Annotated in this window: 25 protein-coding genes, 1 tRNA gene and 2 rRNA genes (1 of these 28 running past the window's edge); 14 read left to right on the top strand and 14 right to left on the bottom strand. The window is 66.4% G+C overall.

What is annotated here, in order from left to right; genetic code table 11:
* Positions 1–249: 249 nt before the first annotated feature.
* The gene (locus tag ACM61V_RS04380) at positions 250–1,716 is read left to right on the top strand and encodes an APC family permease (protein WP_171007636.1); all 1,467 of its coding nucleotides are present in this window, start codon (positions 250–252) and stop codon (positions 1,714–1,716) included.
* A gap of 103 nt (positions 1,717–1,819) precedes the next feature.
* Here ACM61V_RS04380 and ACM61V_RS04375 read toward each other — a convergent pair whose 3' ends face one another.
* Together ACM61V_RS04375 and ACM61V_RS04370 are read right to left on the bottom strand one after the other, a co-directional pair.
* Complete coding sequence (locus tag ACM61V_RS04375; RefSeq protein WP_137787718.1) at positions 1,820–2,542, bottom strand: hypothetical protein; 723 nt, start codon at positions 2,540–2,542, stop codon at positions 1,820–1,822.
* Between the two features lie 473 nt (positions 2,543–3,015).
* Complete coding sequence (locus tag ACM61V_RS04370; protein WP_137787719.1) at positions 3,016–3,378, bottom strand: helix-turn-helix domain-containing protein; 363 nt, start codon at positions 3,376–3,378, stop codon at positions 3,016–3,018.
* Between the two features lie 142 nt (positions 3,379–3,520).
* Between ACM61V_RS04370 and ACM61V_RS04365 the strand changes: the two genes are divergently transcribed.
* The 7 genes from ACM61V_RS04365 to ACM61V_RS04335 all read left to right on the top strand — a co-directional run bounded on the left by ACM61V_RS04365 (position 3,521) and on the right by ACM61V_RS04335 (position 11,668).
* Positions 3,521–4,444, top strand: coding sequence for a hypothetical protein (locus ACM61V_RS04365; RefSeq protein WP_137787720.1), 924 nt, complete (start codon positions 3,521–3,523; stop codon positions 4,442–4,444).
* A gap of 299 nt (positions 4,445–4,743) precedes the next feature.
* Positions 4,744–4,992, top strand: a complete 249-nt coding sequence (locus ACM61V_RS04360; RefSeq protein ID WP_137787721.1) for a helix-turn-helix transcriptional regulator — start codon at positions 4,744–4,746, stop codon at positions 4,990–4,992.
* A gap of 89 nt (positions 4,993–5,081) precedes the next feature.
* Complete coding sequence (locus ACM61V_RS04355) at positions 5,082–8,090, top strand: hypothetical protein (protein WP_137787722.1); 3,009 nt, start codon at positions 5,082–5,084, stop codon at positions 8,088–8,090.
* Between the two features lie 78 nt (positions 8,091–8,168).
* Positions 8,169–9,224: a hypothetical protein gene (locus ACM61V_RS04350; protein ID WP_419713820.1), complete on the top strand. Its 1,056-nt coding sequence runs from the start codon at positions 8,169–8,171 to the stop codon at positions 9,222–9,224.
* A gap of 168 nt (positions 9,225–9,392) precedes the next feature.
* On the top strand, positions 9,393–9,569 hold the full coding sequence (locus tag ACM61V_RS04345) for a hypothetical protein (RefSeq protein WP_171007637.1): 177 nt from the start codon (positions 9,393–9,395) through the stop codon (positions 9,567–9,569).
* Positions 9,570–9,664: 95 nt separating this feature from the next.
* The gene (locus tag ACM61V_RS04340) at positions 9,665–10,714 is read left to right on the top strand and encodes a hypothetical protein (protein WP_137787724.1); all 1,050 of its coding nucleotides are present in this window, start codon (positions 9,665–9,667) and stop codon (positions 10,712–10,714) included.
* Between the two features lie 603 nt (positions 10,715–11,317).
* Positions 11,318–11,668 (top strand): hypothetical protein, encoded by a 351-nt coding sequence (locus ACM61V_RS04335; RefSeq protein WP_137787725.1) that lies wholly within the window; start codon positions 11,318–11,320, stop codon positions 11,666–11,668.
* Here ACM61V_RS04335 and ACM61V_RS04330 read toward each other — a convergent pair.
* Both ACM61V_RS04330 and ACM61V_RS04325 read right to left on the bottom strand, forming a co-directional pair.
* The gene (locus ACM61V_RS04330) at positions 11,665–11,907 is read right to left on the bottom strand and encodes a hypothetical protein (protein WP_419713819.1); all 243 of its coding nucleotides are present in this window, start codon (positions 11,905–11,907) and stop codon (positions 11,665–11,667) included. The genes ACM61V_RS04335 and ACM61V_RS04330 overlap by 4 nt on opposite strands.
* Positions 11,908–12,097: 190 nt before the next feature.
* Positions 12,098–12,748, bottom strand: coding sequence for a hypothetical protein (locus ACM61V_RS04325; protein ID WP_137787727.1), 651 nt, complete (start codon positions 12,746–12,748; stop codon positions 12,098–12,100).
* A gap of 32 nt (positions 12,749–12,780) precedes the next feature.
* On the opposite strand from ACM61V_RS04325, the gene ACM61V_RS04320 reads away from it, so the two are divergent.
* Entirely contained in the window at positions 12,781–13,146 is a 366-nt protein-coding gene (locus ACM61V_RS04320; protein WP_137787728.1) for a hypothetical protein, read from the top strand.
* Here ACM61V_RS04320 and ACM61V_RS04315 read toward each other — a convergent pair.
* The 6 genes from ACM61V_RS04315 to ACM61V_RS04290 all read right to left on the bottom strand — a co-directional run bounded on the left by ACM61V_RS04315 (position 13,130) and on the right by ACM61V_RS04290 (position 18,021).
* Positions 13,130–14,932 (bottom strand): hypothetical protein, encoded by a 1,803-nt coding sequence (locus ACM61V_RS04315; protein ID WP_419713818.1) that lies wholly within the window; start codon positions 14,930–14,932, stop codon positions 13,130–13,132. The genes ACM61V_RS04320 and ACM61V_RS04315 overlap by 17 nt on opposite strands.
* Positions 14,933–15,023: 91 nt before the next feature.
* Complete coding sequence (locus tag ACM61V_RS04310) at positions 15,024–15,392, bottom strand: hypothetical protein (RefSeq protein WP_419713817.1); 369 nt, start codon at positions 15,390–15,392, stop codon at positions 15,024–15,026.
* The gene (locus tag ACM61V_RS04305) at positions 15,389–16,213 is read right to left on the bottom strand and encodes a hypothetical protein (protein ID WP_137787731.1); all 825 of its coding nucleotides are present in this window, start codon (positions 16,211–16,213) and stop codon (positions 15,389–15,391) included. Before ACM61V_RS04305 ends, ACM61V_RS04310 begins: the two co-directional genes overlap by 4 nt.
* Positions 16,213–16,569 (bottom strand): hypothetical protein, encoded by a 357-nt coding sequence (locus ACM61V_RS04300; protein WP_137787732.1) that lies wholly within the window; start codon positions 16,567–16,569, stop codon positions 16,213–16,215. The genes ACM61V_RS04305 and ACM61V_RS04300 overlap by 1 nt, the downstream gene beginning before the upstream one ends.
* Positions 16,562–17,461: a 3'-5' exonuclease gene (locus ACM61V_RS04295; RefSeq protein ID WP_137787733.1), complete on the bottom strand. Its 900-nt coding sequence runs from the start codon at positions 17,459–17,461 to the stop codon at positions 16,562–16,564. Before ACM61V_RS04295 ends, ACM61V_RS04300 begins: the two co-directional genes overlap by 8 nt.
* A 2-nt stretch (positions 17,462–17,463) precedes the next feature.
* Positions 17,464–18,021, bottom strand: a complete 558-nt coding sequence (locus tag ACM61V_RS04290; RefSeq protein WP_212742215.1) for a sensor histidine kinase — start codon at positions 18,019–18,021, stop codon at positions 17,464–17,466.
* A 147-nt stretch (positions 18,022–18,168) separates the two neighbouring features.
* Between ACM61V_RS04290 and ACM61V_RS04285 the strand changes: the two genes are divergently transcribed.
* Positions 18,169–19,956, top strand: coding sequence for a hypothetical protein (locus ACM61V_RS04285; protein WP_137787735.1), 1,788 nt, complete (start codon positions 18,169–18,171; stop codon positions 19,954–19,956).
* Positions 19,957–20,007: 51 nt separating this feature from the next.
* Positions 20,008–20,625 carry a hypothetical protein gene (locus tag ACM61V_RS04280; RefSeq protein WP_137787736.1) on the top strand — a complete coding sequence of 206 codons (618 nt, stop codon included), beginning with the start codon at positions 20,008–20,010 and terminating at the stop codon, positions 20,623–20,625.
* Positions 20,626–20,671: 46 nt separating this feature from the next.
* Here the strand turns inward: ACM61V_RS04280 and ACM61V_RS04275 are convergent, their stop codons facing one another.
* Complete coding sequence (locus tag ACM61V_RS04275) at positions 20,672–21,226, bottom strand: helix-turn-helix domain-containing protein (RefSeq protein WP_137787737.1); 555 nt, start codon at positions 21,224–21,226, stop codon at positions 20,672–20,674.
* A 162-nt stretch (positions 21,227–21,388) separates the two neighbouring features.
* On the opposite strand from ACM61V_RS04275, the gene ACM61V_RS04270 reads away from it, so the two are divergent.
* The 3 genes from ACM61V_RS04270 to ACM61V_RS04260 all read left to right on the top strand — a co-directional run bounded on the left by ACM61V_RS04270 (position 21,389) and on the right by ACM61V_RS04260 (position 24,248).
* A complete protein-coding gene (locus tag ACM61V_RS04270; RefSeq protein ID WP_171007638.1) occupies positions 21,389–21,895 on the top strand; it encodes a hypothetical protein in 507 nt (168 codons plus the stop codon).
* Positions 21,896–22,173: 278 nt separating this feature from the next.
* On the top strand, positions 22,174–22,548 hold the full coding sequence (locus ACM61V_RS04265; protein ID WP_171007639.1) for a recombinase family protein: 375 nt from the start codon (positions 22,174–22,176) through the stop codon (positions 22,546–22,548).
* Between the two features lie 359 nt (positions 22,549–22,907).
* Positions 22,908–24,248, top strand: coding sequence for a recombinase family protein (locus tag ACM61V_RS04260; RefSeq protein WP_419714243.1), 1,341 nt, complete (start codon positions 22,908–22,910; stop codon positions 24,246–24,248).
* Here the strand turns inward: ACM61V_RS04260 and ACM61V_RS04255 are convergent.
* From ACM61V_RS04255 to ACM61V_RS04245, 3 genes are all read right to left on the bottom strand, one after another.
* Positions 24,205–24,281 (bottom strand) — tRNA-Met (locus ACM61V_RS04255). The two genes, ACM61V_RS04260 and ACM61V_RS04255, sit on opposite strands and share 44 nt — an antisense overlap.
* Before the next feature lie 149 nt (positions 24,282–24,430).
* Positions 24,431–24,545, bottom strand: a 5S ribosomal RNA gene (rrf, locus tag ACM61V_RS04250).
* A 141-nt stretch (positions 24,546–24,686) separates the two neighbouring features.
* A 23S ribosomal RNA gene (locus tag ACM61V_RS04245) occupies positions 24,687–26,749 on the bottom strand; it runs 729 nt beyond the window's last position.

Here is a 26,749-nt window from a genome sequence, read left to right as displayed (position 1 = left end):
CCGGTGGCGAGGTTGAGAGTAAAAGCCTGCCCAGCGCCGATCTAGATCTCACGTGCGAAGTCGAGCGTGGACACAACGGGCGGGGCGGATGCGAGACTTTGATCTGGCGAGGATCTCGAAAGACACTTCCGGCCGGCCGGGGCGATGCGGCGACGCGCTGAGCGCGTCCGCATCGGAGAGCTCGCGAAACCGGAGACGGCCGCCAGGATCGGCATCCGACGTAACATTGGCCGCTTTATGGAGTTCCGAATGACGCAAGCAAATGAGGCCGCCTCGTCCGGGTCGGGCAGATCCTTGTCCGAGGGCCAACCCGTTGCGCTGCCACGGTCCCTGAGCACGTTTCGGCTCGCGGTCTTCGTCATCGCAGCCGTCGCGCCGCTTGCCTGCGTCATCGGTGTGCTTCCGGTAGCGCTGGTGTTCGGTAGCGGAACGGCGCTTCCACTTGCCTTCGTGGTCGCCACGGTCGTCACGGCACTGTTTGCGGTGGGCTATTCCGCGTTCAGCCGGGAAGTTGTGACCGGCGGCGCATTCTACACCTACATCGCGCGCGGACTTGGTCCGGTCATGGGCTTGGGAGCGGCCGGCGTCGCGGTGGTGTCTTACACCATGTTCGTGCCGGGGGGATTCGGCTATCTCGGCTACATGATGCAGACCACGTTCAGCGACTTGCTGGGGGTCCACCTGCATTGGGTGATCTACTCGCTGATCGCCTGGATCATCATCGGTTTCTTCGGCCTTCGCCAGATCGACTTCAGTGCCCGGGTGGTGCTAGTCGTCATCGTCATCGAATTCTTGCTGCTGCTCTTCTTCGACGCGGTCCTCGTCGGACGGCTTGGCAGCGCGGCGTTCCCCATCCAATCACTGGACATCACCGGCCTTACAGGTGGCGCGCCCGGCGTCGCCATCCTGCTCGCGTTCACGTGCTATTTCGGCATCGAGTCGGCTGCGCTGTTCTCGGAGGAGGCCAAGTCACCGCAGAAATCGGTGGCCCGGGCGACCTATATCGCGATCCTCATCATAGGCATCTTCTACTTCGTCACGTCGTGGATCACGGTGGGCGGGATCGGGCCCGACAAGATCAAAGGCATACCGGAAGCGGACGTCGGGCTCATCTACTTCAAGCTCAGCGACCGATATGTGAGCGGCGCGTTCACGACGATCATCCAGACCGCACTGGTTACCAGCATGTTCGCCACCGTCCTATCGATGCACAACGTGGCTGCGCGCTATCTTTTCGTCCTCGGCCGCCAAGGCTGCCTGCCCCGTGTCCTCGGTCGCGCGCATCCTGTCCATGGATCACCGACCGCGGCCAGCGCCACGGTCTCGGTCGTTGCGCTCGTCGTGTTCACGAGCGCCGCTTATCTCGGGCTGCACCCGATGCTCGGACTCGGCCTGATCGCCCTGGGCTTCGCTGCGGTCGGTGTGATGTTCATGCAGGCCCTCACCAGCCTGGCGGTCGTCTCCTATTTCCGCAAACACCCCGAGCGGCACTTGTGGCAGCACGTGATCGCGCCGATCCTGGCTTTTCTCGGGCTGCTGGTGGCGCTGTACTTCGCGATCAAGAACTTCGAATTCCTCAGCGGCAGCCATAACCCGGTGGTCAATCGGCTTCCGATCGGCATCCTGGTCGCGATGGTGGCCGGAATCGGGTTCGCGCTGTGGCTCCGCCGATATCGCCCGGACCGCTTCGCCGCGATCCAGCTCGACGAATCCTGATTCGACGGCGCTCTGTCCATTTGCGGTTCGCCGACAGAGTGTCCGGTCGCATGCACCGCACCCCGTCGACGGCCGACGACCCGTCAAGTTCCTGCGGTAGGGATCAGGGAGCCGATGTGGAAGGTGGGGTGTGGACCTCCGCAGCGCATACGCGTCTGATCTCGGCGCTAGCCGACGCGATCCCCGTCGCGACGAAGCCACCCGCCTCAGCGCGCGCCATGAGCGCAGCGTCTTCCCTCATGAAGCGGTAGGAGTATTCCACCAGCCCGGCTCGCGCCATCGCCAGGTTCACAACGTGCACGGTGCGGTGGGAGAAGGCGACGATGTCCGCGAAGTCGATCCTTGCGACCTTCATGGCGTCCGCGGCACCTCGCTCAACCGTCTCACTGATGTCGGCGAAGTTCGCGATGACGTCCGACATCCCGTCGCGCCACGAAAGTATGCGGCCCGCGAACGAGGAACCGACCTCGTTCACGGCGAAGATCTCGATCGTCGACCTGGTGGCAGCCAGGATCCAGTCGCTCTGGCTTATGGAATCCTGTGACGGATGGTTGTGCCAGTACCGGACCGGCCCACCGGTCGCAGCATCATTCATCTCGTCGGTCACGGGCGCGCTCCTGTATCCGGTCGATGAACCGATGAGGGCGGTTCCGGCACCGTCGATGCAATGGAGCAACTCCCGATCGCGGTTCGCGGGATCCCTCGCGAAGGTGATTATCTCGGCGAGCGTGCCCTGCTCGAGTTCCGTGAAGATCAAAGGGATCAGGCCGTCGGCCGAACCGGTGAACCATCTCCCGTGCTCGGTCATCCGCTCCGCTCCCTCCATTCTGCCTGCTCCATGGTTGCCGCCAGGGTTTCAACCGCGGTGTCGGGCTCAAACGAGCGCAACGCTGTCCCGCCGCGGCTGCGATCCGCTATGGAGCGCATATGCTATTGGTCATCGACAATTACGACAGCTTCACCTGAAACCTGGTCCACTACCTTCCGTCCCGATCATTCCTACCCCTGACGACGCGAGCGTCCGCCTGGATGACACTCCGACACCCGATCGACGCCTTCCGGATACCCATAGCCAGGCGCTGATCATCGGGCACGCCCCCGGAGCGTCGGCTAGGCCGACAGCGGCGTTGCAAGCAGTGGAAGAGTTCAGGAACTGTGCGGTGCGAATGCACCGGATGAGGGAGAAAAAGACTTGTTCTCGCAGTTTACTTCCACGCCATCGCCGCAGTACCCCGGCGGACGTCCATACTTGATAGGGCCGTCGCTCCGTCGCTTACCTACTTTGCACCCAGCGCAGCGTCAGTCTTCGGCGGCCCCCGCGTCGGTAGCGCGACTTCCGGGCCCGCGTGACAGCCGCTTCACAGCCCGGATCTCCTCAGCGTCCAGAACGACGCCGTCCACGAGCTCGGACAACCCGATGCCGAGCTCAAGACCAAGGCGGAACAGCACCAGCAGGGATGGGTTCTGCAGGCCCCGCTCCAATCTAGAAAGGTAGAGGCGGTCGAGATCGGCCAGGTCGGCGAGCTCGGCCTGGGAAAGGCCGCGGTCAGTCCGCCGCCGCCTTATCCGCTCGCCAACCTCTCGAATCGCCCCGATCTGCACAGCGGCACTATGGCGGCAGCGCGGGATCGGCGCGAGCGGAAACGGCCGCAGCGACGCCAAGTCCGTCTGGCATCAGGGCCTGACCCCCTGGCACGCTACCGACCTGACCGACGCGCCGCGCTTGAGACACCATTAACCCACGTCCGATAGCGTCGCCGCGGAGATCGAACACGAGGCGGACGGAATGGGTGAACCGATAGATGTGGGCACGCTGGATCCATGGGAAATCTACGTCGAGAACGCGACGTGGCCTGCGGCAGAAGGACAGCGATTCATCGTCGATCTCGCCGCGACGCTCATGGAGCGGCGCTACGAGGTGACCGCGCTGGACCTGCACCTGTCCCCCGACTTCTGCTCGACCTTCCGCGACATCGTCGTCGCGGACATCGCCCAGGCGCTCATGAGCGGCGGCGTCGTGGCTAGCGCCATGCCGGTCGGCGGCGGCGCTCTCTTGCCGATCGGAAGCGCCGAATGGACCAACGCCGTCGTGCGCACGGCCGTTGCGACCGGCACCATGCAGCGGCGCTACCGGTCGCGCCGCCTCCATCCACACTGGGTCTTCGTCGGCAAGACCGAGGCCGCCCTGATGGAGCGCGTCCATGCGATCGCGGACATGATCGCGCCGACCGAGGAACGCGGACCGGCTGAGGAACTCGGCGAGATCGTGCTCGCCAACCTCAGCGCGATTGCCGGCAACAAGCTGGCGCTCGATCCGGAAGGAAGCGCGCAGCGCGTGCTGAAACTGCTGATGCCAAGCCTGCATCCGACGCTGAACATCGACGATACGAACAAGTTCGTCGCCGCGGTCGTCCCCTGGCTCATCGGGAGGTTCAACGAGGACAAGGACGGGAACATGGTGAAGAAGGATTTCCAAGACGAAGCGATCGCCGAGTTCGGCCCCTTCATGACCAAGCGCATCTTCGAAAAGGTATGGGAAAAAGCGCTGCAATTCAGGGCGTCGGACGACGAAAAAGTGGCGACGGCCGCAAACCCGACGATGCCCTCAGCCGTCAAAACCTCGGTCTCCATCCCTAACCTCGCGTCGATGCCACCGAAGGGCGACCACGCGGATCGCTCCCGCGCCGGCCGCCGAGGGAAGACGAAGGCCGAATTTAAGGCGGCCTAGCAGACGGCGGCAGCCGCTCGCCTGCGATCCCGTGCACGACACCTGCTCCATCGTGCGGCCGCGACGTCGCTTGCCGTCCCGCGCGAACGACCTCGTCGGGCAGCCGGCATCAGCGGACCGTGGCACCTCCCGAGTCGCGCCAAACAATCTCCCCACCACCAGATGAAAGCGGGTGCGGCAAGGTCGCACGGGCCTCCCCGCACCCTCGTGCCCCACGACCTCAGGACGCGGCCAATCCCCGCATCTGCAAACGATAGGCGATCCTGTCGATCCGGCTCCCGGCAACAAGGGAGCACACCATGCCGAGAAAGAGATGGCCGCCCTCCGCGGTCCTGAAGACACCCGAGGCGGCACACCACGTCGGGCTGGCCGCCAGCACGCTTGAGAAAGCCAGGGTGGTGGGAGGTGGCCCGCCTTGGGTCGTCATCCTGAAGGGCGCGATACGCTACCGGGTCAGCGACCTGGACGAATGGCTCGCCGCCCGCGTGACCGGGCGCCCCGAGACCCGCTGCGCGGACTGCCCGCTCCGCCGCCGCGAAGAGGAATGAGCGGCAACCACCACACCGACGAACCCACACGCCCCGCGCCGCCCCCAAGCGACGCGGGGCCACCACGATCCGTTCAAGGAGAAGTTGAGATGAACATGGTCAGCAAGAGCGAGAACTTCGCCGGTAACGCGTCCGACAAACCCACCATCCTCCGTGGCGCGCAGCTCGGCAGGCTCATGCGAGCCGCCAAGCCCGCGTTGGTGGCCGCCTGTGCCGGGATCGACGCCGAGAAAGAGTTCGCCGGGTCGCCGACGAAGCACCTGGAGGCCCGCATCCTGCGCAAGATCGACGCGTATCGCGCATGGATCGTACAGCACGGACTGCGGCCGCCGGTCAGCAACCACGGCGTCGCCTCCATTTCCATCCTCGAGCACATCGGCCACGCCGGTGCGAAACTGACCGACGCGATCCGCGTCGCCCTGGTCGGCCTGGAGGACCTGCTGCCGGACGACGGGGAGGCGTTCAGCAAGCCCGACGGCGAGCCCGTCGACGTGCTCATCGGGTTCTACGCGATCGCGATGAAGGAGCGTGGTTTCGGCCTGCCGCTCAACGGACCGAGCGGCCGCTACTGCTGGCGTCGCGCGTGCGAAGAGATCGGCTGCAAGCCGAAGGACCTCAACGAGCGGCGCAAGGCGTTCCTGCGCTCCATCGACCGCGCGATCGGCGTGCCCGGCGAAGCGGTCGTCGCGCCGACCACCCACTGGGACCCGACCCTGCGGAACGCCGCGGTGCCTGCCCTCCTGGCGCTCGAGCTGAAGCGGCTCAAGGGCAAGATGCCCGCCGATCCCCTCCACCCGACGATGATCGACGCGGTGCAGGTCGCCGAAGGCGCCGGCGTGACGGTCCGGGACATCGTCGGCGGTTCGCTGGCCGCCGAGAACCTGCAGGCGATGGAGGACGCCCGCAACGGGAAGGCGCTCGTCCCCCACCCGATGGTCGCGGGGCGGCGGTTCACTATCAAGGACCTAAAGGAGTTCGGGCGCAAAGCCAGGGAGGCGGAGGCTAAGGCATTGGAGCACGCCGACCCCGCGAACACGGCCCGCATCACAGTCCGCGCGCTCACCCAGTTCCTGGGCCTGCCCAAGCTGGGGGGCAAGACCAGCGATCTCGTGCCGCTCGACCTGCCCGACCGCATCAGGCGCGCCATCGCCTCGCGGCCCAAGGGCTTCGGGTCGGGCTGGGCGAGCCAGATCCAGCGGTGGATCGGATACTATGACGCCGTGCGGTCCGAGAAGCCGCTCCCCAACACGTTCGCCACCGCGATCAGGATCCTCGCCGCCGAGGTCGGCATCAGCGCCTACCAGATCATCAGGACCGTCGGGGCCCGCGCCCACAACTGGCTCCACGGTCTGGCCTTCCCGACCGTCGAATCGGCGTCCCACATCCTCGCTCTCGAGAAACTGCTGAGGGTGCTGCCCGGGACGCTCACGCGGCTCCTGACCAAGGAGTGGCAGTCGCGCCGCTTCGAGCTCAAGCTCAGCGATCACGGCCTCAAGGGAGTGAGCAAGAACCTGCCCGACGACTTCGCGACCAAGTCGCCCGACGAGCAGCTCGCCATCGCGCGGGCGAAGTGGTCCCACCACGTCCGGCAGGAAACGGAGTTCGCCAATCGCCTCTCCAGCCAGATCCGCGATCGCTACCGGCTGCCGTTCGCAAAGTGGCCGAAGGTGATGCAGGACGCCTGGATCGAGCACACCCCGGAACTCAACGAGGTCCGCCCGTATCGCGAGGCGGATCTCCGCCTGCCCGGCAAGCGGCCGTCGAAGGCGGAACGCTCGAACGCCAAGCGCGAGGAGGACCGCAGCTGGCGGCCCCTGACGGAGCGGATGGCGGAACGCATGCTCGGCTACTATTTCGGCTTCCTCGTGAGAGAGCGTGCGAAGCCGAAGGACGAGGGCGACGTCCCGGGCGGTCCGAACGCAGACGCGACGGGACCGACGGCGCAGGAAGAAGCGGACTTTATCGCCGAACCCGGGCTGGGCATGCCCATCGAGCTCATCCACCCGGCGCTCTTCCTGGTGATCGACCTCCTCACCGCCTTCGCCCACTGGCGGAAACGGCGGTCGGGCGGCCGCTTCGCGCCGACCATCGCGCAGACGCTGCAGCACGCCGCAGACTTCCTGAAGCCGGAAACGGGGTTGGTCTGGAAGACCGAATACCAGGAGTACCTCGTGCGCTTCCAGGAGTGGTGGGACAAGGAAGGCGCTCTCGCCCAGGGCGACGTCTTCCTCGACCTCGACGCCTTCGTGGAGAACTGGCAGGTCGCGGTCGGCGAGACCCACGCCTACCTGCTCGAGGACATCGAGGAGATGCGCCCCGGCGACCCCAAGCGGAAGAAGCTGCGCTTGCCGTTCAAGCCGCTCAAGGGCTATCTCGCAGAGCACGACCCCATGGTGCCCTACATGGCCGACGTGCGGAAGATGCTCGCCTCCAGACCGCTCGGGATGGTGGACCGCCACCGGCACACCCGCAACTGCATTCTCACGCTCGTCGTCCTGCAGACCGGGCTGCGCGCCGCAACGCTGATGTTCACCGTGGCGGGTGACGAGCCGACGCTCCGGCGCGAGGAGGCCAAGGACAAGTCGGTGCGCTGGAGGATCGTCATCCCCTCCAGCCGGTTCAAGAACTTCAGCAGTCCCTTCTTCGCCAACGCGCAGGACTACGACTTCACGCTGGACGACGAGGACGGTCTCTATGCCCTGCTCGACGACTACATGGCGCGCGGCCGGCCGTACCTCCTCAACGGACGAACCTCCGACGCCCTGTTCATCGGCAACAAGGGCAAGGCCCTCTCCGCGGCGGGGCTGAGCAACGTCTACCGCTCCCTAACCGGCCGTTTCCTCGCGCACGACGCCGACGCGGAGACCGGCACCGAGAACGTCCTGCCGCACGGGCTGCACGCCGTACGCCACATCATCGCCACGTCGCTGCTGCGAACGACCGGCGACATCTACATCGCGGCCTGGGCGATCCAGGACACCGCGCGCACTGTCGAGCAGCACTACGTCGACTTCCTGCCCAGGAACAAGGCGATGCTCGCGGTGGTGCACCTGCGCAAGTCCCGCGCGGCGCCCGAGCCGCTGCCCCTGGCGGAGTGACCACGGTCGCCCGCGTCCGGCCGCCGCCAGCTGCGACCGGGCGCGGGCGCCGCCCAACTCTCTACAAGGACCACGACGATGATCGAGCATGACGCGAACACCCACATCGAGACGCACCATCGGTTCGGCGACCCCGGAGCGCGGGCGCGATCCGCCGCGACGCTCGCGAACGAAGTGTCCGAGCTGCTCTCCGGACCGGCCGCGGCCGAACTCGGCCCGCTCCATCCCGGGCCGCTGGACCACGACGGGCATCCGTCGAACTGGCCTGCGCTGCGTTCGGACCCGGCTCCCGGCTTTGGAGGCGCCCAGCTGCACCACAACCTCGGCTCCGGGGACATGGGTGTGCTCAACCCGCATATCGTCGCGCGGGAGGTGCAGGACGTCCTCGACGGCATCGAGTTGCACCGCCGCGCCGCAACGGCGGCCGTCGACGCCGCGAGGAAACGGGCGCTCGAGGCCATCGGCGAGTGCGACGACACATTCTCTCCGTCGCGGCTGACCGCCATGACGTTCTCGACCGGCGGCCCCGGCGACGTCCGTGTCGGGCTCGACGTCGAGATCCTCGGTCACGACCTGACACGCCGTGTGCTGCCGCTGCGGCGCATGGTCGGCTCGAAGGAGCATTCGGGGCTGACCACCGCGCTGACCGTCCACGAGCGCCGGGTGGCGAGCCTCGCCCGGCTGCGGGCGAATGGGTGGGCCGGCTGGATCGACGAGACGGCCCGGCTCGTCCTGGCCGAGGCGGGCGTGGAAACCGGCACGGCCATTCGGCAGCTCCTGCCGCTGAACCAGTTCGCCATCCGCTTCGGTAACGGACGGTGGACCGCGACCCTCATGTGGAAGGAAGGGGTCATCACCGCCGATATCCACGACCGCTCCACCAACCTAGGCCTTTATGACGGGGAACTGCAGTTCGGCGCCGGGTTGCCCGATACGCTGTTCGACTCCCTTCCCGGACGTCGGCTCGGCGATGTTGCGGTCGTGCAGCACCCCTTCCTGTCGCCAGAGGCGGTGATCACCGACTCATACGAACGCGGCGGCGTCCGGTTCGCGCGGATCGTCGTGCCGACGACGCCGTTGCCGGATCAGGCGCGGTCGCCAGAAACCGGAAAGGGCGGAGGTTCTGAGGACTGAGCAGTCGAAAGGCCGAATCCGACTGCCCACGGCAGCGGTCCACGGGTTCAGGGCCATCGAGGGCCTGGGCCATCAAAGGCTGGCCAGGTGGTGATTTCTTAAGGGTCGGGTGAGCAGTGCAGGCGTGGGGAAAATAGATTCCCTCGGGGCCGCGCTCAAGGAGATGACATGTTCGAAATCAAGACCTTGGACCGGACCGACCTTCGGCGCCTCGCCGCGATGGTCGGCGACCGGCTGCCCCGTTCGGCGACGGCGCCGTCACGCCGCCGGACCTCGATAGATTCCAGGCGGTGGTCCATGACGACCGACGAGATCGTGGTCGCCCCGCAGCGCCTCGCCGCTTGAGGCCGACGACGAGATGGGGCGGCCCCGCGCCACGAAGATGCAGAATGTTGATGTTCTGGCTGTGATAGCCAGCAGAGAGGAAAATTGAAGTGTACATGCAGAACGACATCGTGGCCGCAGCCACCAAGGGTCCGCACATCACGCCGTCGCGGGTTGATCCCGTCGAGCGCCGCGCCGAGCTGGAGCTGGTGATCGCCGCCGCCACCCTTGCCATCCCCAAGGCCACGATGAAGAAGCTGGGCAAGCTGTCAATTGCCGAGGCTATGGACGACGACGACCATTCCTACTTCGGCCAGATCCGCTCAGAGCCCGTCGGCAAGTCCGGCATCGAGTTCCGCTATCCGATGCCGGCCCGGAACACCGGTTCGCGCGATCTCGAGGACACCATCCAGAACGTCGTCGATGGTGCCACCCGGGTCGCTCAGATGGCGACGCAACTGAAGAAATACGTCGAGCTCATGCGGGAGGCCGCCAACGAGGCGATCGCGCCTGCGAGCGGAGGCATCTCGCCGATGCGCATCGTCGCCATCGGCATCACCCCGTCGCCCGTTGAAGACAATGTCCTCATGACGGTCGATGTCGAGATGCTCGGCTGCAACCTCAAGCGCGGCATCGACCGCGCCGCGGAGCACTCCGTCGAACGGGTGGAGAAGCGCCTAGAGAAGCTCGCTGCGATGCACGCCGAACGCAGCAAGGTGCTCGCACAGACCATGGTCGCCGGCGGCACGGGTTGGATCGACGACGCTGCGGTCCGCATCATCGACGCAGCCGGCCTTCCCCGCGCGGATATCCTCGCGATGATGGAAGATGAGCGGCAGGTCGAGTTCATGTTCGGTGGCGAAGAGGGATACGATCTGATGGGCGGCGTCCATTGGGAGGACGGCACCATGCGCGGCTACATCGAGAACCGCGACCGCAACGGCACCTACCGCCTGGAGGCGAACCAGCTCCTGATCCCATCCAAGGGCCTTCCGTCGACGATCATCGCCGACCTCGTCGGACGCAGGCTCCGCGAAGTCGTAGACATCGACGCCATTCCGCCGAGCGCGCTGATCCTGGCAGTCGAGGAATCGGGCGAATGGCTCTACATCGACCTGGAGATCGGCAGGTCGCTCATCGAGCACGTCGTTCCGGCGATCGACTGACACACATAGGGCGAGGGCAGCCCCCTCGCCCAACCGGTCAAGCTCGGACCATGGGCGCGCCGAAACGCCGCCACAACGGCCGTCCGCCGCCCCCGGCGAGCGACCTAGCGCCGCACCCTATCCGGCCGCTAGCTCGGCGACGTCAGGCTACAATTCGCAAGATTATCACACCGATTCTGGAAAGCGTGTTGCGATTTGCGGCTAAGTAATTGATTTTCCACCCTCAGTTTTTCCCTTCAGCATCTGATAGAAGGTCGACTTCTATAAGTGCGTAGTTTGTCCGTCAGCATCAAATATCGCCTATAATCAATGTGTTGGCATTTTCGTCACTTCCATAGATCGTCCAAATCGGACCCCCGAGCGTGTCACAACTCCGAATAATGCGATTTCAGGATGGTGGCGCGGTGTCGGCCACCGCGGCAATCACCACGGTCTGATCTCAGCGGCCGAGGCCTCGCAGCGGTCCCGCATCGAGAGCCAGCAGCCCGGTCGGCGCGGCCGAAGGCGTGGCCACGACCGCCACCCGCCGCAAGTCCCGGCGAGCGACGGCGCGGGCAACGGCTTGTGCGCGGCCGCAGCCCGTCCGAAGCGGAGCCAGGGACGATGAGCCGGCGCGACGACGACGCATACGCACCGCAGGCCCTCCTGGCACGCGCCGGGATGTCGCAGGCCCAGCTCAGGGACTGGACGGCCGAACACGCCTACTGGGTCGAACGCCTGGAGGGTGACGGACCGGTCCTGTGCCGCGTGAGGAGGCTGGAGATCGACGGCATCGCGATGATCGACTGCTTCTTCGACGTCCCAAGCGGCGACAGCTACGACTTCCGCGTCGCGTGCAGCGGCAGAACGTTTCTCGGCAGCACAAGGTCGGAGGCCGAGAGGCCGGAGCATGCCGAGGCACTGATCGCCCTGGTGTTGGACGAGCTCGGCCTGACCGCGATACCGATCGACTAGCGCCGTTCCCGCACGGCGATGCAGATCAAGCGGTGGTCGCGGACAACCACGGGACCGGCCGGGCGCTCCATCTCGCCCAGGGCGTAGACGAACGGGTCGATCATTCCGTTGGCGGACGGCCACTCCTTGCCGACGTGGTCCAGGCACACGGCGAGTTCGTCGTCGAATTCCGAAATGACGGAGGGCCGCCACCCCGACCGGTCCACGAGGAACTCGCGGTCGAACGTCGCCAGGCGCATTGTCGTCCCGCTAACGACGGGGGCGATCGTGTAGCGCAGCTTGGCGAACCATATGCGCTTCGTATCCGGTTGGGCGCGCGCCGCGCGCTGGAAGACGTCGCCATAGGTGGAGACGCCGGGGGGCAGATACTGGACGTTCAGCGGATGCTCGAGTTCGACGAGATCGCCCAGGTGCAGAAGGCACGCCCTCTCAATCCTGCTTGAGACCGACTTGCGATCGCCGCGCCGGGGCGGTTCGTCGCCGCCCCGGCACGTGGCGGTAACGCTTGACCAGGCCCGGGTCGGCGTCCTCACCATTGGAACCGGATTGGGCCGCGCGGATCTCCTCCCGGTCGAAGACGATCGCGCTGGGCGGCGCGCCCGACCGGCCACTCTTCGACCTCACGACCCGCTTCTCGATGATCGCGGCCACCTCCTCCTGCCTTATCCAGCAGTCGTCGAGGTGAGGGTCGGTCCGCCGCTTCCTGAAGTAGATCTCGGAAGCCATCTCGCTGGGCCGGCCGCCTCCGGGCGGCGGCGAGTAGTTGGGCATCCTCACGACGTCGAGCGGCACCTTGCAATCATAACAGAAGAAGCACTGCGCCTTCGCCTCGGCGTGCGTGAAGTCCCACGACCGGACATCCTCTCCGCTGCCGTCCACTGCCCGATCCATCGCGACCTCCTGCGCGATAAGATACAGCATCGTGAACGCGGCGCGAACACCGGCCGCGATCCCAGCGCAGCCGCTCGGCCCGAGCGCTGTGCGGGACGGCCGCAGCTCCGATCCGATCGCCGCCGCCCCGTCACCGGACCGCGCGGCGCGTCGTGACGCCCGCCGCGGCGAAGACACCTCCAGCACCACGGCTGTGTCCAAAACCTGAAAGGCGAAAAAGCATGAAGAAGTCTGAACTGTATCTCGAGGCCGCCGCAGTCTTCGCGCCGAAGGACAGGACGAGACAGGCGCAGATCGCGCCGCAGCTGCGCGCCTGGGCCGAGGGGGAGGCTCGATCGATCCGCGAACTAGGCGCGCGCGAGCGGCTCCGCTGCTACGTGTACATCACCAAGCCGATGGCCGACGGGGAACTGGTGTGCTGCGAGTTCGCCGCCCCCGGCGGGCGCAACCACCTCGTCACCGTCGCTAGCAGCGGGCGGAACATGTTCTTCGGCCAGCGGCCTCACACCATTGGACTTGCCGCCTCCATCGAGCTCGTCGCCCTGCTCGCCAAGGCAGTCGGCATGCCCGTCACGCTGCAGCCGTGACTGCCCTTTCCCGCTCGGCATCGCGGCGCCGCCCGACGGCGGCGACCATCCCCGCGCCGCCTAGCGCGCCGGCCACCGCCAGCAACGGCGCCCAGATCTCGTCCCGCCGGTCCAGCGAGGCGTCGCGCAGGAGGGAATACGCGCGCTCGACCTCAACCGACCTGGACATGGCCAGGCAGTGCAGCTCGTCCCTCAACGCAACGGCATCAGGCGGGGCGACCGACGGGAGCGCGACGGTCGCCGGGACGGTCGCGAGCGAGATGCACCTCGACCCCAGCACGGGGTCGACGCCCCGGATGCTGGTCAAGAGGCGCGGACCGTAGAAGTCTATGGTGTCGATCCGACCGCTTCCCAGCGCGATCGGCTTCCTGGCGCTGGTCGCCTTGTAGCCGACCTTGAGGCACTGTCCGAGCTCCCCGAAGCCGGAAGACTGGGTGGCGAGACCCTCCGCGTCGTCGAGGGCAATCAGTCCCCCGCATTCCCGCGTCAGTCGGACCAGAGCGGCGGCCGATCCCGGACCCATCATGACTGCGTTGAACCCGAGCGACACTGCGGCCGAGGCCAGTTCGGACTTACCGGAGCCACGGGGTCCGGTAAGCAGCAGCAGCGGCAGCGAGTCGAAGACGCGGAACAGGTGGGTCATGAACACAAACGCGGTGGCGACCCAGACATCGTCCGCGTCGGGCAAATGGACGCGGGACTGCAGGAAGCGATGGACGTCGCTCAGGATCTCCTCGGGCGGACGGCCACAGGGATCGTCACCGCTCGCCCGCGCGGCCGCGAATGCCTGGATCGAGGAGAGCGACCAACTCGCATGCCGGCTGGCCTGCGGCGGCGCTTCGATGCGGGTGCCATCGGTCAGAGCGTGGACCCTGCGGCCCGCCGGCGTCCCGGGCGGCGCGGTCAGGACCTGCGGCTCGAGGATCGCCCCGTCCGAGCGAAGTATGAGCGTCTCGTAGCTGTGCAGGAGGTCGCCTTCGGCCCCGGATACGCCGGCGCGCCGACGCTCGACCAGGAACGGGTAGAAGAGGTAGCCACGCGCGAAGCCACCGTGGACCGAAATCGGGGCCGCAGCGAAGTCCCCCGCCGCGTCGTCCCCGTCGTCGACCACGCGCACGCCGCTGCGGCGACCGACACGGGCGAACTCCAGGATCTCCTCCAGCCATTCCTCGTGGCGGCGCTGCACCGTCGCATGCTCGGTGGCGACGCCCGCCTCGATGCCCGCCGCCGTCTCCACGGGCCGCCGAGCGACCTCGACCACCCGCGCGGCGACGGCCGACGAGAGGCCCTCCACCAGGATGAGCCTGTCCCAGGACGCCCAAAACGCAGGACGCTCCCATTCCTCCGGCAAGGCGTCGGGCTGGGAACTCGCAAGCGCCGTCACCTCCAGCCCGAGCCGGCCGGCCGCGGCGCCGATCTGCCAGGCCTCCATCGGGGAACCCATGACCAGCGCGGTCCCGCCCCGCCCGGCGCGAACCGTCGCCGCCGCGCCCGGCCCCCACGCCACGGCGTGCTCGCCGTTCACCGTCACGCCATCCAGGTTGAGATAGCCATAGCGCCGACGCCTGCCCGCGACCTGGAGCGGGTATGCCACCACGCCGTCGACCTCGGTGCCGTCACTGCGGACATAGGGCTCCTTGATACCCAGGCCCAACGCCTCGATACCGTCCGGACCGAGACCCAGGTCCGCGAGACGATCCAGCGCGGTGGCGTTGCGCAGCAGGTTCGACCGCAACCGGCGCAGATTGAAATCGGTGGATCGCGGTTTACGGTTGGTCGCCATCATACTGCCCACAATTTGCGTTGGTGTTTATATACATCTTTTTATGGTGTTCGCAAGGGCTTTCACAGGAATTTTCACAAGCCTAGCGACCCTTTCACTCCGCCAGGTTTCGCCAGTCGTGGGGGCCGCACAGCCACCAGCTGCCGCCATGCTCGGGGACGCAGCGGCGAGGGGCGCGGGGTACCCACGCCAACCGCGTCACGCCGTCCTCGCCCGCCAGGAACACGCACCAGCTGGCCGTCCAGGCGTAGACCGGATGCGGGCTGTCGTTGCCACCCAGGCTGCCGTCGAACCCGTAGTCCAGAATAGCCATGGCCTCGTCGCGCCCGATCGGGACGATGGCGGGGTCGTGGTCGAAGTCGTCGCACATGCGGCGACGCCCGATGGCCACCGCCTCGACGCGCTCGCCAACCACCCGTTCGAATTCCTCCAGGTCCGCGCGCAGGTTGCCCACCGGGCTCAACCGCCACCGCGTCCGGCGTTCTCGTCCGTGTCGTCGCGAACCCATCGCCGCGCCCAAGGCATGCGCCACGGCAGCGGCTCGGCGCGGAAGGCGAGCGCCGTGCCGATGCCGGGGCGCTGGAAGGCGCCGGTGATGACGTTGCCACGACCGTTGACGAGCGGGAAGTCCACAACCTCGTCCAGGCGACGGCCGCGGATGGCGATGCGGATCGTCTCCGGCAGCGGATCGCGCAGGGTCAGAACCGCCCGCCCCTCGCGAGTGGACAGTCCCATCGCTGCCGTCCGCATGCCGATCTCCAGGCAGGTCGCGCCGACGCGGAATCCCAAGGCGCCGGCACCCTCCCCGTCCTCCCTGATCACAACGCCGCAGCGCTGGAAGCGACGCACCACCTCGTGGGGGCGCAGGAGGTCCGTGCCGGGATCCGGCAGCCGCCGCAGGATGGACGCCGGAAGAGGAGCCGGGCCGCCCAGCCAATGCCGCCGGCCGTCTTCGTAACGGAGCAGCCCAACCGTCGCGTCCAAGTCCAGGCCCTCGATCCGGCAGGCGGCCACCACGAGCGGCGACACGGCGCAGACGGTCGCCCCGACGTAGTTCCGGAACAGCTCGGACAGCCGCTCGTCGGCGTCCCTGCGCAAACCCGCCAGAGCAAGCGACAGGTCGTCGCGCGCGCGACGGCGCTCGCCATGATCAGCACGGTCGGCCAACGCCGCATAGGCACGCGCGACGAGGTCGGTACCCACGTGGCCGAGCATCCCGGACAGCTCGATGAGCCTCGCGTGATGATCGGCGGCGCAGGAGCGCGGCGTCGGGAAACCGGCCATCAGCTCCTCCTCTGCATGACGACCAGGTCACCGCCGCCGGAGAGCGCGTGTCCGTAGAGATCGCCCGTGGCGGAGAGGGTCCGAACGATGCCAGCGCCGAGCAGGGCGCTGACGATGGGGTCGGAGGGATCGATGCCCGGGCGGACCGTCGCCATCGCGGCGAGCGACGGACCGATCCTCGCAGACAACCTGGACCTGACCTCCCCGACACCGCCGGCTCGGCATGCGTGGACGAGTTCGAGGACGCCTTCGCCATCGGTGATGGCGAGCGTCGCCGTGAACAGCCGGGACGCCCCGACCTCCACGACGCCCGCGATCGGCAGGATCGTCAAACCCTCCAGGTTCCGATCACGCATGGCGGCGCCCCCTGTCCAGCCGGTCCCACTGCGGCTCGTTGCCGAACGGGTTGACGTCGGCGGCATAGATGCGCTCCGCCAGCCAGGCCCGCTCCTCGTCGCGATCGCGGTCCGGCAGGCGGCGGTGCCAGACCTTGCGCTCGGGATCCCACCGGTAGCGCCGCCGCTTAAGCACGTCCTTGAGCGAGATGTGGGCGCCGACCGCGCTGACGCTCCAGGCCTCCTCGGCATGAGCCTCCAGCAGGTGGCCCATCGCAGAGCGGCCGTCCGCCAGCCGCTGGCCCAGCAGAGCGATGACGGCGTCGACGTCCGCCCCGGCGGAATGGGCGTCGTGGTACCACCCCGCCTGCGACAGGAGATGGCCGAGCTTGCGGCCATCATACCCATTGGCGGGCCAGTCGATGTCCTGCATCGAACAGGCCCAGTCGGGCCGCCCGATCCCCGGCAGCCGCTTTTCAACGAACTTCAAGTCGAAGGGCGCGTTGTGCGCGATCACGAGAGCGGCGTCGGACAGCAGCCTGGTCGCCAGCCCGGTGTCGATCCTCTGACCGGCCACGCTCTGGTCGGTGAGGCCGGTCAGGCGCGAGACGTCCGCTGGGATGGGGCGGCCGGGGTCCTCGCGCCACGTGTAGAGGCGACCGATCCTGGTGACCACACCGTCAGCGTCGTACCGGAAGCGACGGAGCGCCAATTCGATTACGCCGTCCTCCTCCGCATCGAAACCGGTCGTCTCGACGTCGATGGCGGCGGCGACGGTCCCCGCGTCCGGATCGCCGAGTCCAGTCGGACCCTCGACCAAACGGAGGCGGCGGAGGATCCTGACGTCGTCCGAGGGAACGGCGTCAGTGGATGCGGCAGGACAGCCGCCGCGATCGATCGAGAGCGCCTCCATCGTCAGGCCTCCTCGAGGATCCCGGCAGTGTTCACCGCCAGGCACTTGAACACCATCTCCACGCGCCCCCCGGCAGCGCAGACGCGGCGTCCGACCACGCCGCCGATGCGGGCGACGAGCTGGTCGACGATCGCCGCTCCCTGACCCCCGGCACGGCCCCAGGTGCGCGGAGGTCCGCGGTCGATGACCGCGACCCGCGTCGATACGCCGTCGTCCCGCACCTCGACGCGAATCCGTGCGCCGATGGACGGCGCATGCACGATGGCGTTCCTCACCAGCTCGTGCACGCACATGGCCAACGCCATCACGGTCCCGTCGGCCACCATGAGCGGTCGGGACGAGAGGCCGACGGTGACCGCCAGCTCCGCGCCCCCGTGCGCGGAGGCCATCGCCGCGCAGAGGCGCCGCAGGGTCGCGTCCAGGTCGACGGGCTCGCCAGTCGGGCGCGCGCAGAGCAGCCGCTGAACCTGCGCGGACGCCTCCAGTCTGGCGATCACCGAGGCCACCTGGGGATCCGCGCCATGGCGGCGCTGCGCGAAGTGCAGAGCCGCGGTCGCCACCGCCATATCGTTAGCGGCCCTGTGCGCATGCTCGCTGAGCAACAGACCTTCCCATGCACCTTCCAACGCCGTTCTCCCTAGCGGTTGCGTCCTTGTTGATGATGTATATATACACCTTCAGCGAGACGTCAAGGCATTGGACCGGCGATGGACGAAGATGATGGTGACTGGCGCGGCGGCAGCCGCGCGACGGAGCGGCGACGGCAGGCGTCGGACGCTCCACGCGACACGCCACAGTCCGCGCGTACGTGGACCGCGGTCGCGCCGGCGAAGCCGATGCCGGCCACCGGTACGTACGTGACCCCCGCGCAGGCCGCCGTGTTCCACTCCTACATGCGCACCCACTCGGAATCGGAGACCGCGCGCGAGTTGCGGATCACTCAAATCAGGGTGCGCGAAGCGCTCGTCCAATACGAACGCAACCTCCTGCGGGATGCTGGACTCCGCCCGCCACCCCTAAAGGCTATGTTGAAGGGAGACATCTCGACCCGCTTCCAAATCTCGCGCGACGTCCGCAATGGCCGCCCAGCGGCGCATCCGCGCGCGGTCTCGATCGCAGTGCCGGCCACGGCGGCGGCGGGCGCGCGCACGGGCGGCTGGCGGCAGGTCCGCCCCCCGACCCGTGGCATCCGCCGGTTCGTGGTGACTTCGGTGAATCCGGACGGGGAACGGCATCGCGGGTTCATGCAAAACCTGACCGCCTACGCCGAGCACCATGGCGCCGAGCTCGTGGTGGCGCCGCTCGGACCGCGATCGCGGCACGAGGCGGGGCTGAGCCGTGTGCCCATCGACTTCGCCGGCCGACTTCACCTGCGCTCCGACGAGCTTCCGCCGACGGTGTCACGGATGCCCCTCGACGGGATGCAACACATCTCGCCGCAACGCTGGGCAGCGTTCCCGCATTCCGTCCAGCAGCTCGAGAGCCTGCCCAGGATCGGGTCGGCGCCAACCCGCGTCCAGCTCACGACCGGCGCTGCGAGCATCCACCGGGACCCTGCCCGGCGGACCCCGGCACTCGTGGGCGCGCTCATCGTCGAGATGCTCCCGGATGGTAGAGTGTTCGCGCGCATGGTCTCCAGCGCAGCGCATGGCGACGGGTCCTTCCACGACCTGGACGAGCATGTCGCCGGTGGGCGCGTCACCACCGGGAGGCGCGTCGCGGGCATCGTCGTCGGCGACCTCCACCACCCGCACTGCGACGGGGATGCGGTAGCCGCCACCTGGGGGAGTGGCGGACGCGACGGCCTGTTCGGCCGTCTCCGCCCGCGCGTCCAGGTACTGCACGACGTGTGCGACATGCGCGGGCGGAGCCACCACCAGCGGCGCGATGCCCACGCAAGGTTCGAGCACCACGTGCGCGGCACGGGCGACGTGCGCGCCGAGCTGGCCGGGACGGCGGCGTTTATCGAGCGGATCCGCATAGCGGACGGTGAGACCGTCGTCGTCCAGTCGAACCACGACCAGCACTTCCTCCGCTGGCTCCGCGAGGCCGACCACCGATCCGATCCGCTGAACGCGGAGTTCCAGCTCGATCGCGAACGGGCGCTCCTCGCCCGCATCCGCGCAGGCGGCGGCACCTCGATGTTCTTCGCCGAGACGATGCGGTTCCTATCGGCCGACGGACTGGACCGCGTCCGCTTTCTGGGTGACGGCGAGGGCTACACGGTCGGCGGCGTGGAGTGCGGGATCCACGGCCATGCCGGTCCGGACGGCACGCGCGGCGCGATCGGCGTGTTCGAGCGGCTGGGCATCGACATGGTGCTCGGCCACTTCCACCGCCCGGTGGCGCGCGGGGGTCTGCACGTCGCCGGCGTCTGCCAGCTCGACCTAGGCTACAACCGGGGACCCAGCAGCTGGGCGATCGCCCACGTGGTCTGCCACGACGACGGGACACGGCAGCACGTGTTCCTGGACGGCGACCGCTTCGCGGCGTGACGGCCATGGCCATGGTCCGCGTTTGCAGAGCGGATACGGCAGGCTCGTACAATGACCGGGCCGCCGAGTGGTCGGCGCGAACCGGGGGCCGTCCAGCCCACCGACGACGGAAGGGAGGAGATGACGCACATGGTGAAGAGATCGCCGAACCATTCGCGCAACGCCTCGGGGCTGTTGCGGACGACACATGTCAGCGCCTCGCCCATCCTCCTCGAGGCCACCCGCAGCGCCGGCGTATCGATCGACGATCTCGTGGAGTTCGTCGTCGCCTGGCATGGACACGCCGTCGTCTCGCCTTCGACATACACCGGCCGCCGGTTGCTAGGGTCTCTTCCGCAAGGTGCAATGATCTCCGCCTACCGGCAGACGTTGGACCTCGCCTTCTCAGTCGGGAGCGGCGAATGGACATGCCATTACTGCGAGGCCGACACGTTCCCATTCGTGCAGATCACGGAGCCGAAGCTGACCCCCGCCGCCGTGGCCGCGCTCGGCGGACGCCGCGTCTCGTGTCTGGGAGCGCTGCCCTTCGAGGCGCTGCGAACCGTGGATCCGGTCATCGCCGATGCGAGCATCGTCTTCTACGGCGCGAATGCGGCGCTCAGCGTCCACCTGGACATGGATTGGGTAGACGTGCCCACGCGGCCCGCGATGCGGCTCGTCGACGAGTGATGATACCGATGTCGAGCACTCCCACAACCAGCCAATGGCCGACCTCTCACTCCTGCGCATCGAAGGCCGTGAGACACGCCTTCCAAAGCGAGCCGGCGTCGGTGAAGCCGAAGGCGTCGGCGAGCCGATCGCCATCGAGTTCCACGTCGCGAGCATCGAGGTCCAGGCCCTCGCCCCTTACCCTGCGGCCCAGCAGGCGGGACGCGGTGAGCCCCCGCTCGAAGCGGGATATCGTGGCGGCGCTGACCCCGCTCAGCGAGGCGAGCTCGACCAGGGTCATGCCTCGGGAGCGTCGAAGCGCCCTGAGCCCCAGACCCGGCGACGAGGACGGGTTGGAAGGCACATCCAGCGAATCCCGCATCCAGCGGCGGGCGAGCGCCACGACGCTCACGCCGAGATGGTCGCACAGCCCGTCGAGCGTCTGCCATGACGGCTTCTGGGCCTCCCGCTCGATGCGCGCCAACGTCCGGGGCCGGATGCCGACCGCGTCCGCAACCGCGGCCCGCGTCTCGCCCCTCGCCTCTCGCGCGGACCGGAGCGCGGTACCGACCCCGGCTGGAAGGGTCCGCCGCTGGAATGGAAGTCGGGGATCATGGGACATCGTCTCGATCGGCCTCCCTGATACGCAAGCAACGCGCCCGATGGTCCGCGTTTGCAGTATCCGGGCGGCAAGGACGCCACAACCGCGATCTGGAGTGTCCCGCGCGAAACGTCGCGACGATCATCGGGCCGCTAGGCCGGCAAGCGACCCCAAGAACGAGCGATGAGAAAATTCCGCCCGCCAAAACCGAAGTTCGGCGACAGCCGTGCGAACGACTGCCTTCCGAAGGATGTCCTAATCGACCGGGAGCTCCGATGGCTCCTGGAGCGTGAAGGCATCAACCTTTACCGGATCGCGACGGACATCATCGCCTTGGACTACTTCTACGACCCAGCGAACTCCCAGTTGAAGCAGATGGTGCTGCAAGTCGGAGAATACTTCTTCGAGATCTACCAGACGGGTCAGAAACCCGCCGTACTTTCGACATGCGCCCTCATCGGGCAAGGGCTCTACCACGGAGACGAGCTGGCGGTCTGGCAACTCCTCCCACAGACGATCTGCGACGCGGCCGTCGGCCGAAGGCTCGGCGATGTGATCCGCACCGGCATACCGGCTATCGACGGCCGGACCATCACGTCGGCAACCGCCGGAGGTCGTGGACACCCGAGCCCGATCACGACGTTCGCCTTCGAGCCCGACCTCGTCGCGATCGGACCGCCATCGCCATGATCCGACTGCTGAATCGCTCGCGATCGACATGGGTGGTCCGAGTTTGCATTACCCGAGATACGGCGACGCTAGAACCGTCGCATGGCCGGGAAACTCACCCCTCCGAGACACAGCAGGCGCGGTCGCGTCGGCCCGGTCGCACGGGTCGAGCAGTCTACAGCCACACCCGCTCCGGCCGAGCTGATCTCGTTCGTGAAGGCGCTTGCACGGGACCTCGCGCGCGCCGATGCTATCCGATCAGCGACCGAAAACGCACTCGACAGGACATCGGAGGAAGAATGCAGCTGATCGACGGCCCCTCGTCCGGAACCATCGGAACGCCGCACCTCCGCGCCGCGATATACGCCAGATGCGGCGCCGTCCGGCAATCGCTTCGCTCGATCGAGGATCAATGGCGCAATTGCCGCGTGCGGGCTGGACGGGATGGCCTCGAGGTCGTGGAGGCGTTCTCGGACATTGCGGCATCGGGCGCCGTGACCGGAAGTGGCGGTCTAGAGGCTATGCTCGCCCGAGCCGATGAATTCGACGTGATCGTCATTGAGACGCTGGACCGCCTCGGACGCGATCCGGCAGTCGCCAATGCGTTCCGCGACAGGATCGAGACTTCCGGATGCGAACTCGTAATATCGGCTAACGTCGCAGCCGTGCCGTGACGTCGGAAAAAGCCAAGGTCGCCATCTACGCGCGCTACAGCTCCGACAAGCAGTCGGAACGCTCCATCGAGGACCAGGTGCGCCTGTGTCGCGAACGCGCGGAGCGCGAGGGTTGGACCGTCGTCGAGGTGTTCCCCGACTTCGCGCTATCGGGCGCGACCCGAGACCGTCCGGGCCTGAACGCCCTCCTCGCCCGGGTGGGCGAAATCGACATCGTCCTGGCGGAGGCCCTGGACCGCATCAGCCGCGACCAGGAGGACATCGCCGCGATCTGGAAGCGCATCGAGTTCTCCGACTGCAAGCTGGTCACCGTCTCGGAAGGACGGATCGGCGAGCTGCAGGTCGGCTTCACCGGCACGATGTCCGCCATGTTCTTGAAGGGGCTCGCTGAAAAGACGAGGCGCGGGCAGGTCGGCCGCGTCGCAGCCGGCCGCATCCCCGGAGGTCTGAGCTACGGGTATGCCGCCGATCCCCAGATCCTGGCGGGCGGCGCCGTCGACAGGGGGCGCCGCCGCATCGTCCCGGAGCAAGCCGAGGTCGTCCGCCGCATCTTCGCGTGGCGCGCCGAGGGGCGGAGCGCCAACTTCATCGTCCGGCAGCTCAATCGTGAAGGCGTACCCGGGCCGACTGGTGGCCCGTGGCGCCTATCCACCGTTTGCGGCAGCAGGCAGCGCCGCAACGGCATCCTGCACAACGAACTCTATGCGGGACGGATCGTGTTCAACAGGCAGCGCTTCGTGCGCGATCCCGTGACCCGCAAGCGCGTGTCGCGCCCGAACCCCGAAAGCGAATGGAAGCGGCAGGACGTGCCGGAACTGCGGATCGTGGACGAGGCGTTGTGGGACGCGGTGGCGGCGATCGAGGGAGCGCCGGAGCGGATCGCCGGCGTAAGGCCGACGCCGACCAAGCGACTGCTGTCAGGCCTGATCAAATGCGGCGCATGCGGAGGCAACTTCACGGTGGTCGGGGCGGAACGCTGGGGCTGCAGCACGGCCCGCGCGACTGGCACTTGCGGGAATGGCCGGACGATCAGCACCGCGCAGCTCGAATCCCGCGTACTGGACGCGTTGCGCAACAGAATGCTCCAACCCGACCTCGTGGCCGCGTTCATCGAGGAATACCGAAATGCCAGCGAGGACGCACGGAAGGCGGCGTTCGCCGACCGCACGAAGGTGGAGCGCAACCGCGCGAAGCTGACCGGCCGGATCGAGAGGCTGACCGACATGATGGCGGACGGCATCGGCGACTACGCGGAGATGAAGTCGCGCCTGGCGGCGGCGCTCTCCGATCGAGCGGCGATTGAGCGGCAGCTCGAGGACATCGAGGTCGCGCCGGCCGTCTCGCTCCACCCGAACCTGGCGGACGCCTACCGGCGCAACGTCGAGAAGCTGAGCGACGCGCTGAACGCGCCGGAGCTGGAGGCGGGAGAGGCACGGCTCGCGTTGCGCAACCTCATCGAGTTGATCACCGCAGTCCCCCGCGAGGAGGGTCGCGGCGTCGACCTGCTCGTGCACGGACGCCTCGCGCAGATACTCCACATAGCAAACGACCGCCCTGACTTGCGTCAGGGCGGTCGTATGATTCGGCTGGTTGCGGGAGCCCGCGGCGCTGGAAAACATACAACCGGGCCGAATGGCGCCGATTGTATGTTTGAGTTGGTTGCGGGGACAGGATTTGAACCTGTGACCTTCAGGTTATGAGCCTGACGAGCTACCGGGCTGCTCCACCCCGCGTCACCATGTTGCGGCATTTGAGCCGCGCCTTCCGCTGGAAGACGAGCGCCTCCGACGACGTGATGTGTCGTGCGGAGGCGGGTCGCGCCCTCGCGGGGCAGGAGATGTAAATGGGTTCTGTTTTTTTCCGTGCGCTCACCGGCTGCAATGCCTGGCGACGACCTACTCTTCCATCGCTTAGGCGATAGTACCATCGGCGCAGTCGGGTTTCACGTCCGAGTTCGGGATGGGATCGGGTGGGACACCGACGCTATGGCCACCAGGCAATGAAGCCGGTGAGGCGCGGAGAAAACGGTTCTAAAATCGATGCACCTTTGCATATTCGTCATCATCTGGCGTCGAGCTTATCATCCAACCACGATGCCTGGCGCTGGATCATCCAGTGCTGTCATTGATGGTGGGACTCTCAAGCGCGAATAGGACAATTAGTATCGGTTAGCTCCATGCGTTACCGCACTTCCACATCCGATCTATCAAGGTGATGGTCTTTCACCGTCCTAAGAAATCTTATCTCGAGGGAGGCTTCCCGCTTAGATGCTTTCAGCGGTTATCCCGTCCGTACATAGCTACCCTGCTGCGCCGTTGGCACGACGACAGGTACACCAGAGGTACGTTCAACCCGGTCCTCTCGTACTAGGGTCAACTCCTCTCAAATTTCGACGCCCACGGCAGATAGGGACCAAACTGTCTCGCGACGTTCTGAACCCAGCTCACGTACCACTTTAATTGGCGAACAGCCAAACCCTTGGGACCTGCTCCAGCCCCAGGATGTGATGAGCCGACATCGAGGTGCCAAACAACCCCGTCGATATGAGCTCTTGGGGGTTATCAGCCTGTTATCCCCGGCGTACCTTTTATCCGTTGAGCGATGGCCCTTCCACGAGGGACCACCGGATCACTATGACCGACTTTCGTCTCTGCTCGACTTGTCAGTCTCGCAGTCAGGCTGGCTTATGCCATTGCACTCTAACAGACGGTTTCCAACCGTCCTGAGCCAACCTTCGCGCGCCTCCGTTACTCTTTAGGAGGCGACCGCCCCAGTCAAACTACCCGCCACAGAGGGTCCCTGATCCAGTTTCATGGATCGAGGTTAGACATCAGAAAACAACAGGGTGGTATTTCACCTATGGCTCCACACCGGCTGGCGCCAATGCTTCAAAGCCTCCCACCTATGCTACACAGTTCTTTCCTAATGCCACTCTGAAGCTGCAGTAAAGGTGCACGGGGTCTTTCCGTCTAACCGCGGGTACTCCGCATCTTCACGGAGAATTCAATTTCGCTGAGCATGTCCTGGAGACAGTGGGGAAGTCGTTACGCCATTCGTGCAGGTCGGAACTTACCCGACAAGGAATTTCGCTACCTTAGGACCGTTATAGTTACGGCCGCCGTTTACCTGGGCTTCATTTCAGAGCTTGCACCCCTCCACTTAACCTTCAGGCACCGGGCAGGCGTCAGGCCCTATACGTCGTCTTGAAGCCGACTTAGCAGAGCCCTGTGTTTTTGCTAAACAGTCGCTACCCCCTGGCCTGTGCCCCCCGACAGAGCTTGCGCTTAGCCGGGGCCTCCTTCTTCCGAAGGTACGGAGGCAATTTGCCGAGTTCCTTCAGGACACTTCTCTCAAGCGCCTTGGTATACTCTACCTGACCACCTGTGTCGGTTTCGGGTACGGTCTATACGGTGGGGCTATTTCCCGGGACAGTTTCGAAGCACGTCCAATCCGATAAGGACGTACAACACACACCATCCGTCACACACCACCAGGCTGCGGAATATTAACCGCATTCCCATCGACTACCCCCTTCGGGCTCGTCTTAGGGGCCGGCTCACCCTGCGCGGATTAGCCTTGCGCAGGAACCCTTGGTCTTTCGGCGAGAGGGCATCTCACCCTCTTTATCGCTACTCATGTCTGCATTCGCACTTCCGATACCTCCACGACCCATTACCAGATCGCTTCACAGGCTTACGGAACGCTCCGCTACCGCGTGTCTTGCGACACACCCTAAGCTTCGGTGCACGTCTTGAGCCCCGTTACATCTTCGCCGCAGGAACCCTTGTTTAGACCAGTGAGCTGTTACGCTTTCTTTAAAGGATGGCTGCTTCTAAGCCAACCTCCTGGTTGTTTTGGGATTCCCACATGCTTTCCCACTTAGACGTGACTTGGGGACCTTAGCTGTAGGTCAGGGCTGTTTCCCTTTTGACGACGGACCTTAGCACCCGCCGTCTGTCTCCCGGATATCACTCCTAGGTATTCGGAGTTTGGTTAGAGTTGGTAGATCTCGCGACCCCCGCATCCATCCAGTGCTCTACCCCCTCGGGTGTCCATCCGAGGCACTACCTCAATAGTTTTCGCGGAGAACCAGCTATTTCCCGGCTTGATTGGCCTTTCACCCCTAAACACAACTCATCCGGTAACTTTTCAACGTTAATCGGTTCGGACCTCCAGTGCGTGTTACCGCACCTTCATCCTG

It is taken from the genome of Sphingomonas sp. TX0543 (assembly GCF_048565505.1).
In the GTDB taxonomy this organism is placed as follows: Bacteria; Pseudomonadota; Alphaproteobacteria; order Sphingomonadales; family Sphingomonadaceae; genus Sphingomonas.
Note: the sequence above shows the minus strand (reverse complement) of the source record. Positions and strands in the feature narration are given on the sequence as shown.

Coding starts and splice junctions, on each gene's coding strand:
- ACM61V_RS04350 (WP_419713820.1), top strand. CDS start 8,169: ATGATCGAGCATGACGCGAACACCCACATCGAGACGCACCATCGGTTC.
- ACM61V_RS04285 (WP_137787735.1), top strand. CDS start 18,169: ATGGACGAAGATGATGGTGACTGGCGCGGCGGCAGCCGCGCGACGGAG.
- ACM61V_RS04275 (WP_137787737.1), bottom strand. CDS start 21,226: ATGTCCCATGATCCCCGACTTCCATTCCAGCGGCGGACCCTTCCAGCC.
- ACM61V_RS04280 (WP_137787736.1), top strand. CDS start 20,008: ATGACCGGGCCGCCGAGTGGTCGGCGCGAACCGGGGGCCGTCCAGCCC.
- ACM61V_RS04330 (WP_419713819.1), bottom strand. CDS start 11,907: ATGCGCCTGGCGACGTTCGACCGCGAGTTCCTCGTGGACCGGTCGGGG.
- ACM61V_RS04340 (WP_137787724.1), top strand. CDS start 9,665: ATGCAGAACGACATCGTGGCCGCAGCCACCAAGGGTCCGCACATCACG.
- ACM61V_RS04265 (WP_171007639.1), top strand. CDS start 22,174: ATGCAGCTGATCGACGGCCCCTCGTCCGGAACCATCGGAACGCCGCAC.
- ACM61V_RS04335 (WP_137787725.1), top strand. CDS start 11,318: ATGAGCCGGCGCGACGACGACGCATACGCACCGCAGGCCCTCCTGGCA.
- ACM61V_RS04295 (WP_137787733.1), bottom strand. CDS start 17,461: ATGGAGGCGCTCTCGATCGATCGCGGCGGCTGTCCTGCCGCATCCACT.
- ACM61V_RS04300 (WP_137787732.1), bottom strand. CDS start 16,569: ATGCGTGATCGGAACCTGGAGGGTTTGACGATCCTGCCGATCGCGGGC.
- ACM61V_RS04380 (WP_171007636.1), top strand. CDS start 250: ATGACGCAAGCAAATGAGGCCGCCTCGTCCGGGTCGGGCAGATCCTTG.
- ACM61V_RS04260 (WP_419714243.1), top strand. CDS start 22,908: ATGTCCGCCATGTTCTTGAAGGGGCTCGCTGAAAAGACGAGGCGCGGG.
- ACM61V_RS04320 (WP_137787728.1), top strand. CDS start 12,781: ATGAAGAAGTCTGAACTGTATCTCGAGGCCGCCGCAGTCTTCGCGCCG.
- ACM61V_RS04345 (WP_171007637.1), top strand. CDS start 9,393: ATGTTCGAAATCAAGACCTTGGACCGGACCGACCTTCGGCGCCTCGCC.
- ACM61V_RS04375 (WP_137787718.1), bottom strand. CDS start 2,542: ATGGAGGGAGCGGAGCGGATGACCGAGCACGGGAGATGGTTCACCGGT.
- ACM61V_RS04360 (WP_137787721.1), top strand. CDS start 4,744: ATGCCGAGAAAGAGATGGCCGCCCTCCGCGGTCCTGAAGACACCCGAG.
- ACM61V_RS04305 (WP_137787731.1), bottom strand. CDS start 16,213: ATGGCCGGTTTCCCGACGCCGCGCTCCTGCGCCGCCGATCATCACGCG.
- ACM61V_RS04355 (WP_137787722.1), top strand. CDS start 5,082: ATGAACATGGTCAGCAAGAGCGAGAACTTCGCCGGTAACGCGTCCGAC.
- ACM61V_RS04315 (WP_419713818.1), bottom strand. CDS start 14,932: ATGATGGCGACCAACCGTAAACCGCGATCCACCGATTTCAATCTGCGC.
- ACM61V_RS04270 (WP_171007638.1), top strand. CDS start 21,389: ATGAGAAAATTCCGCCCGCCAAAACCGAAGTTCGGCGACAGCCGTGCG.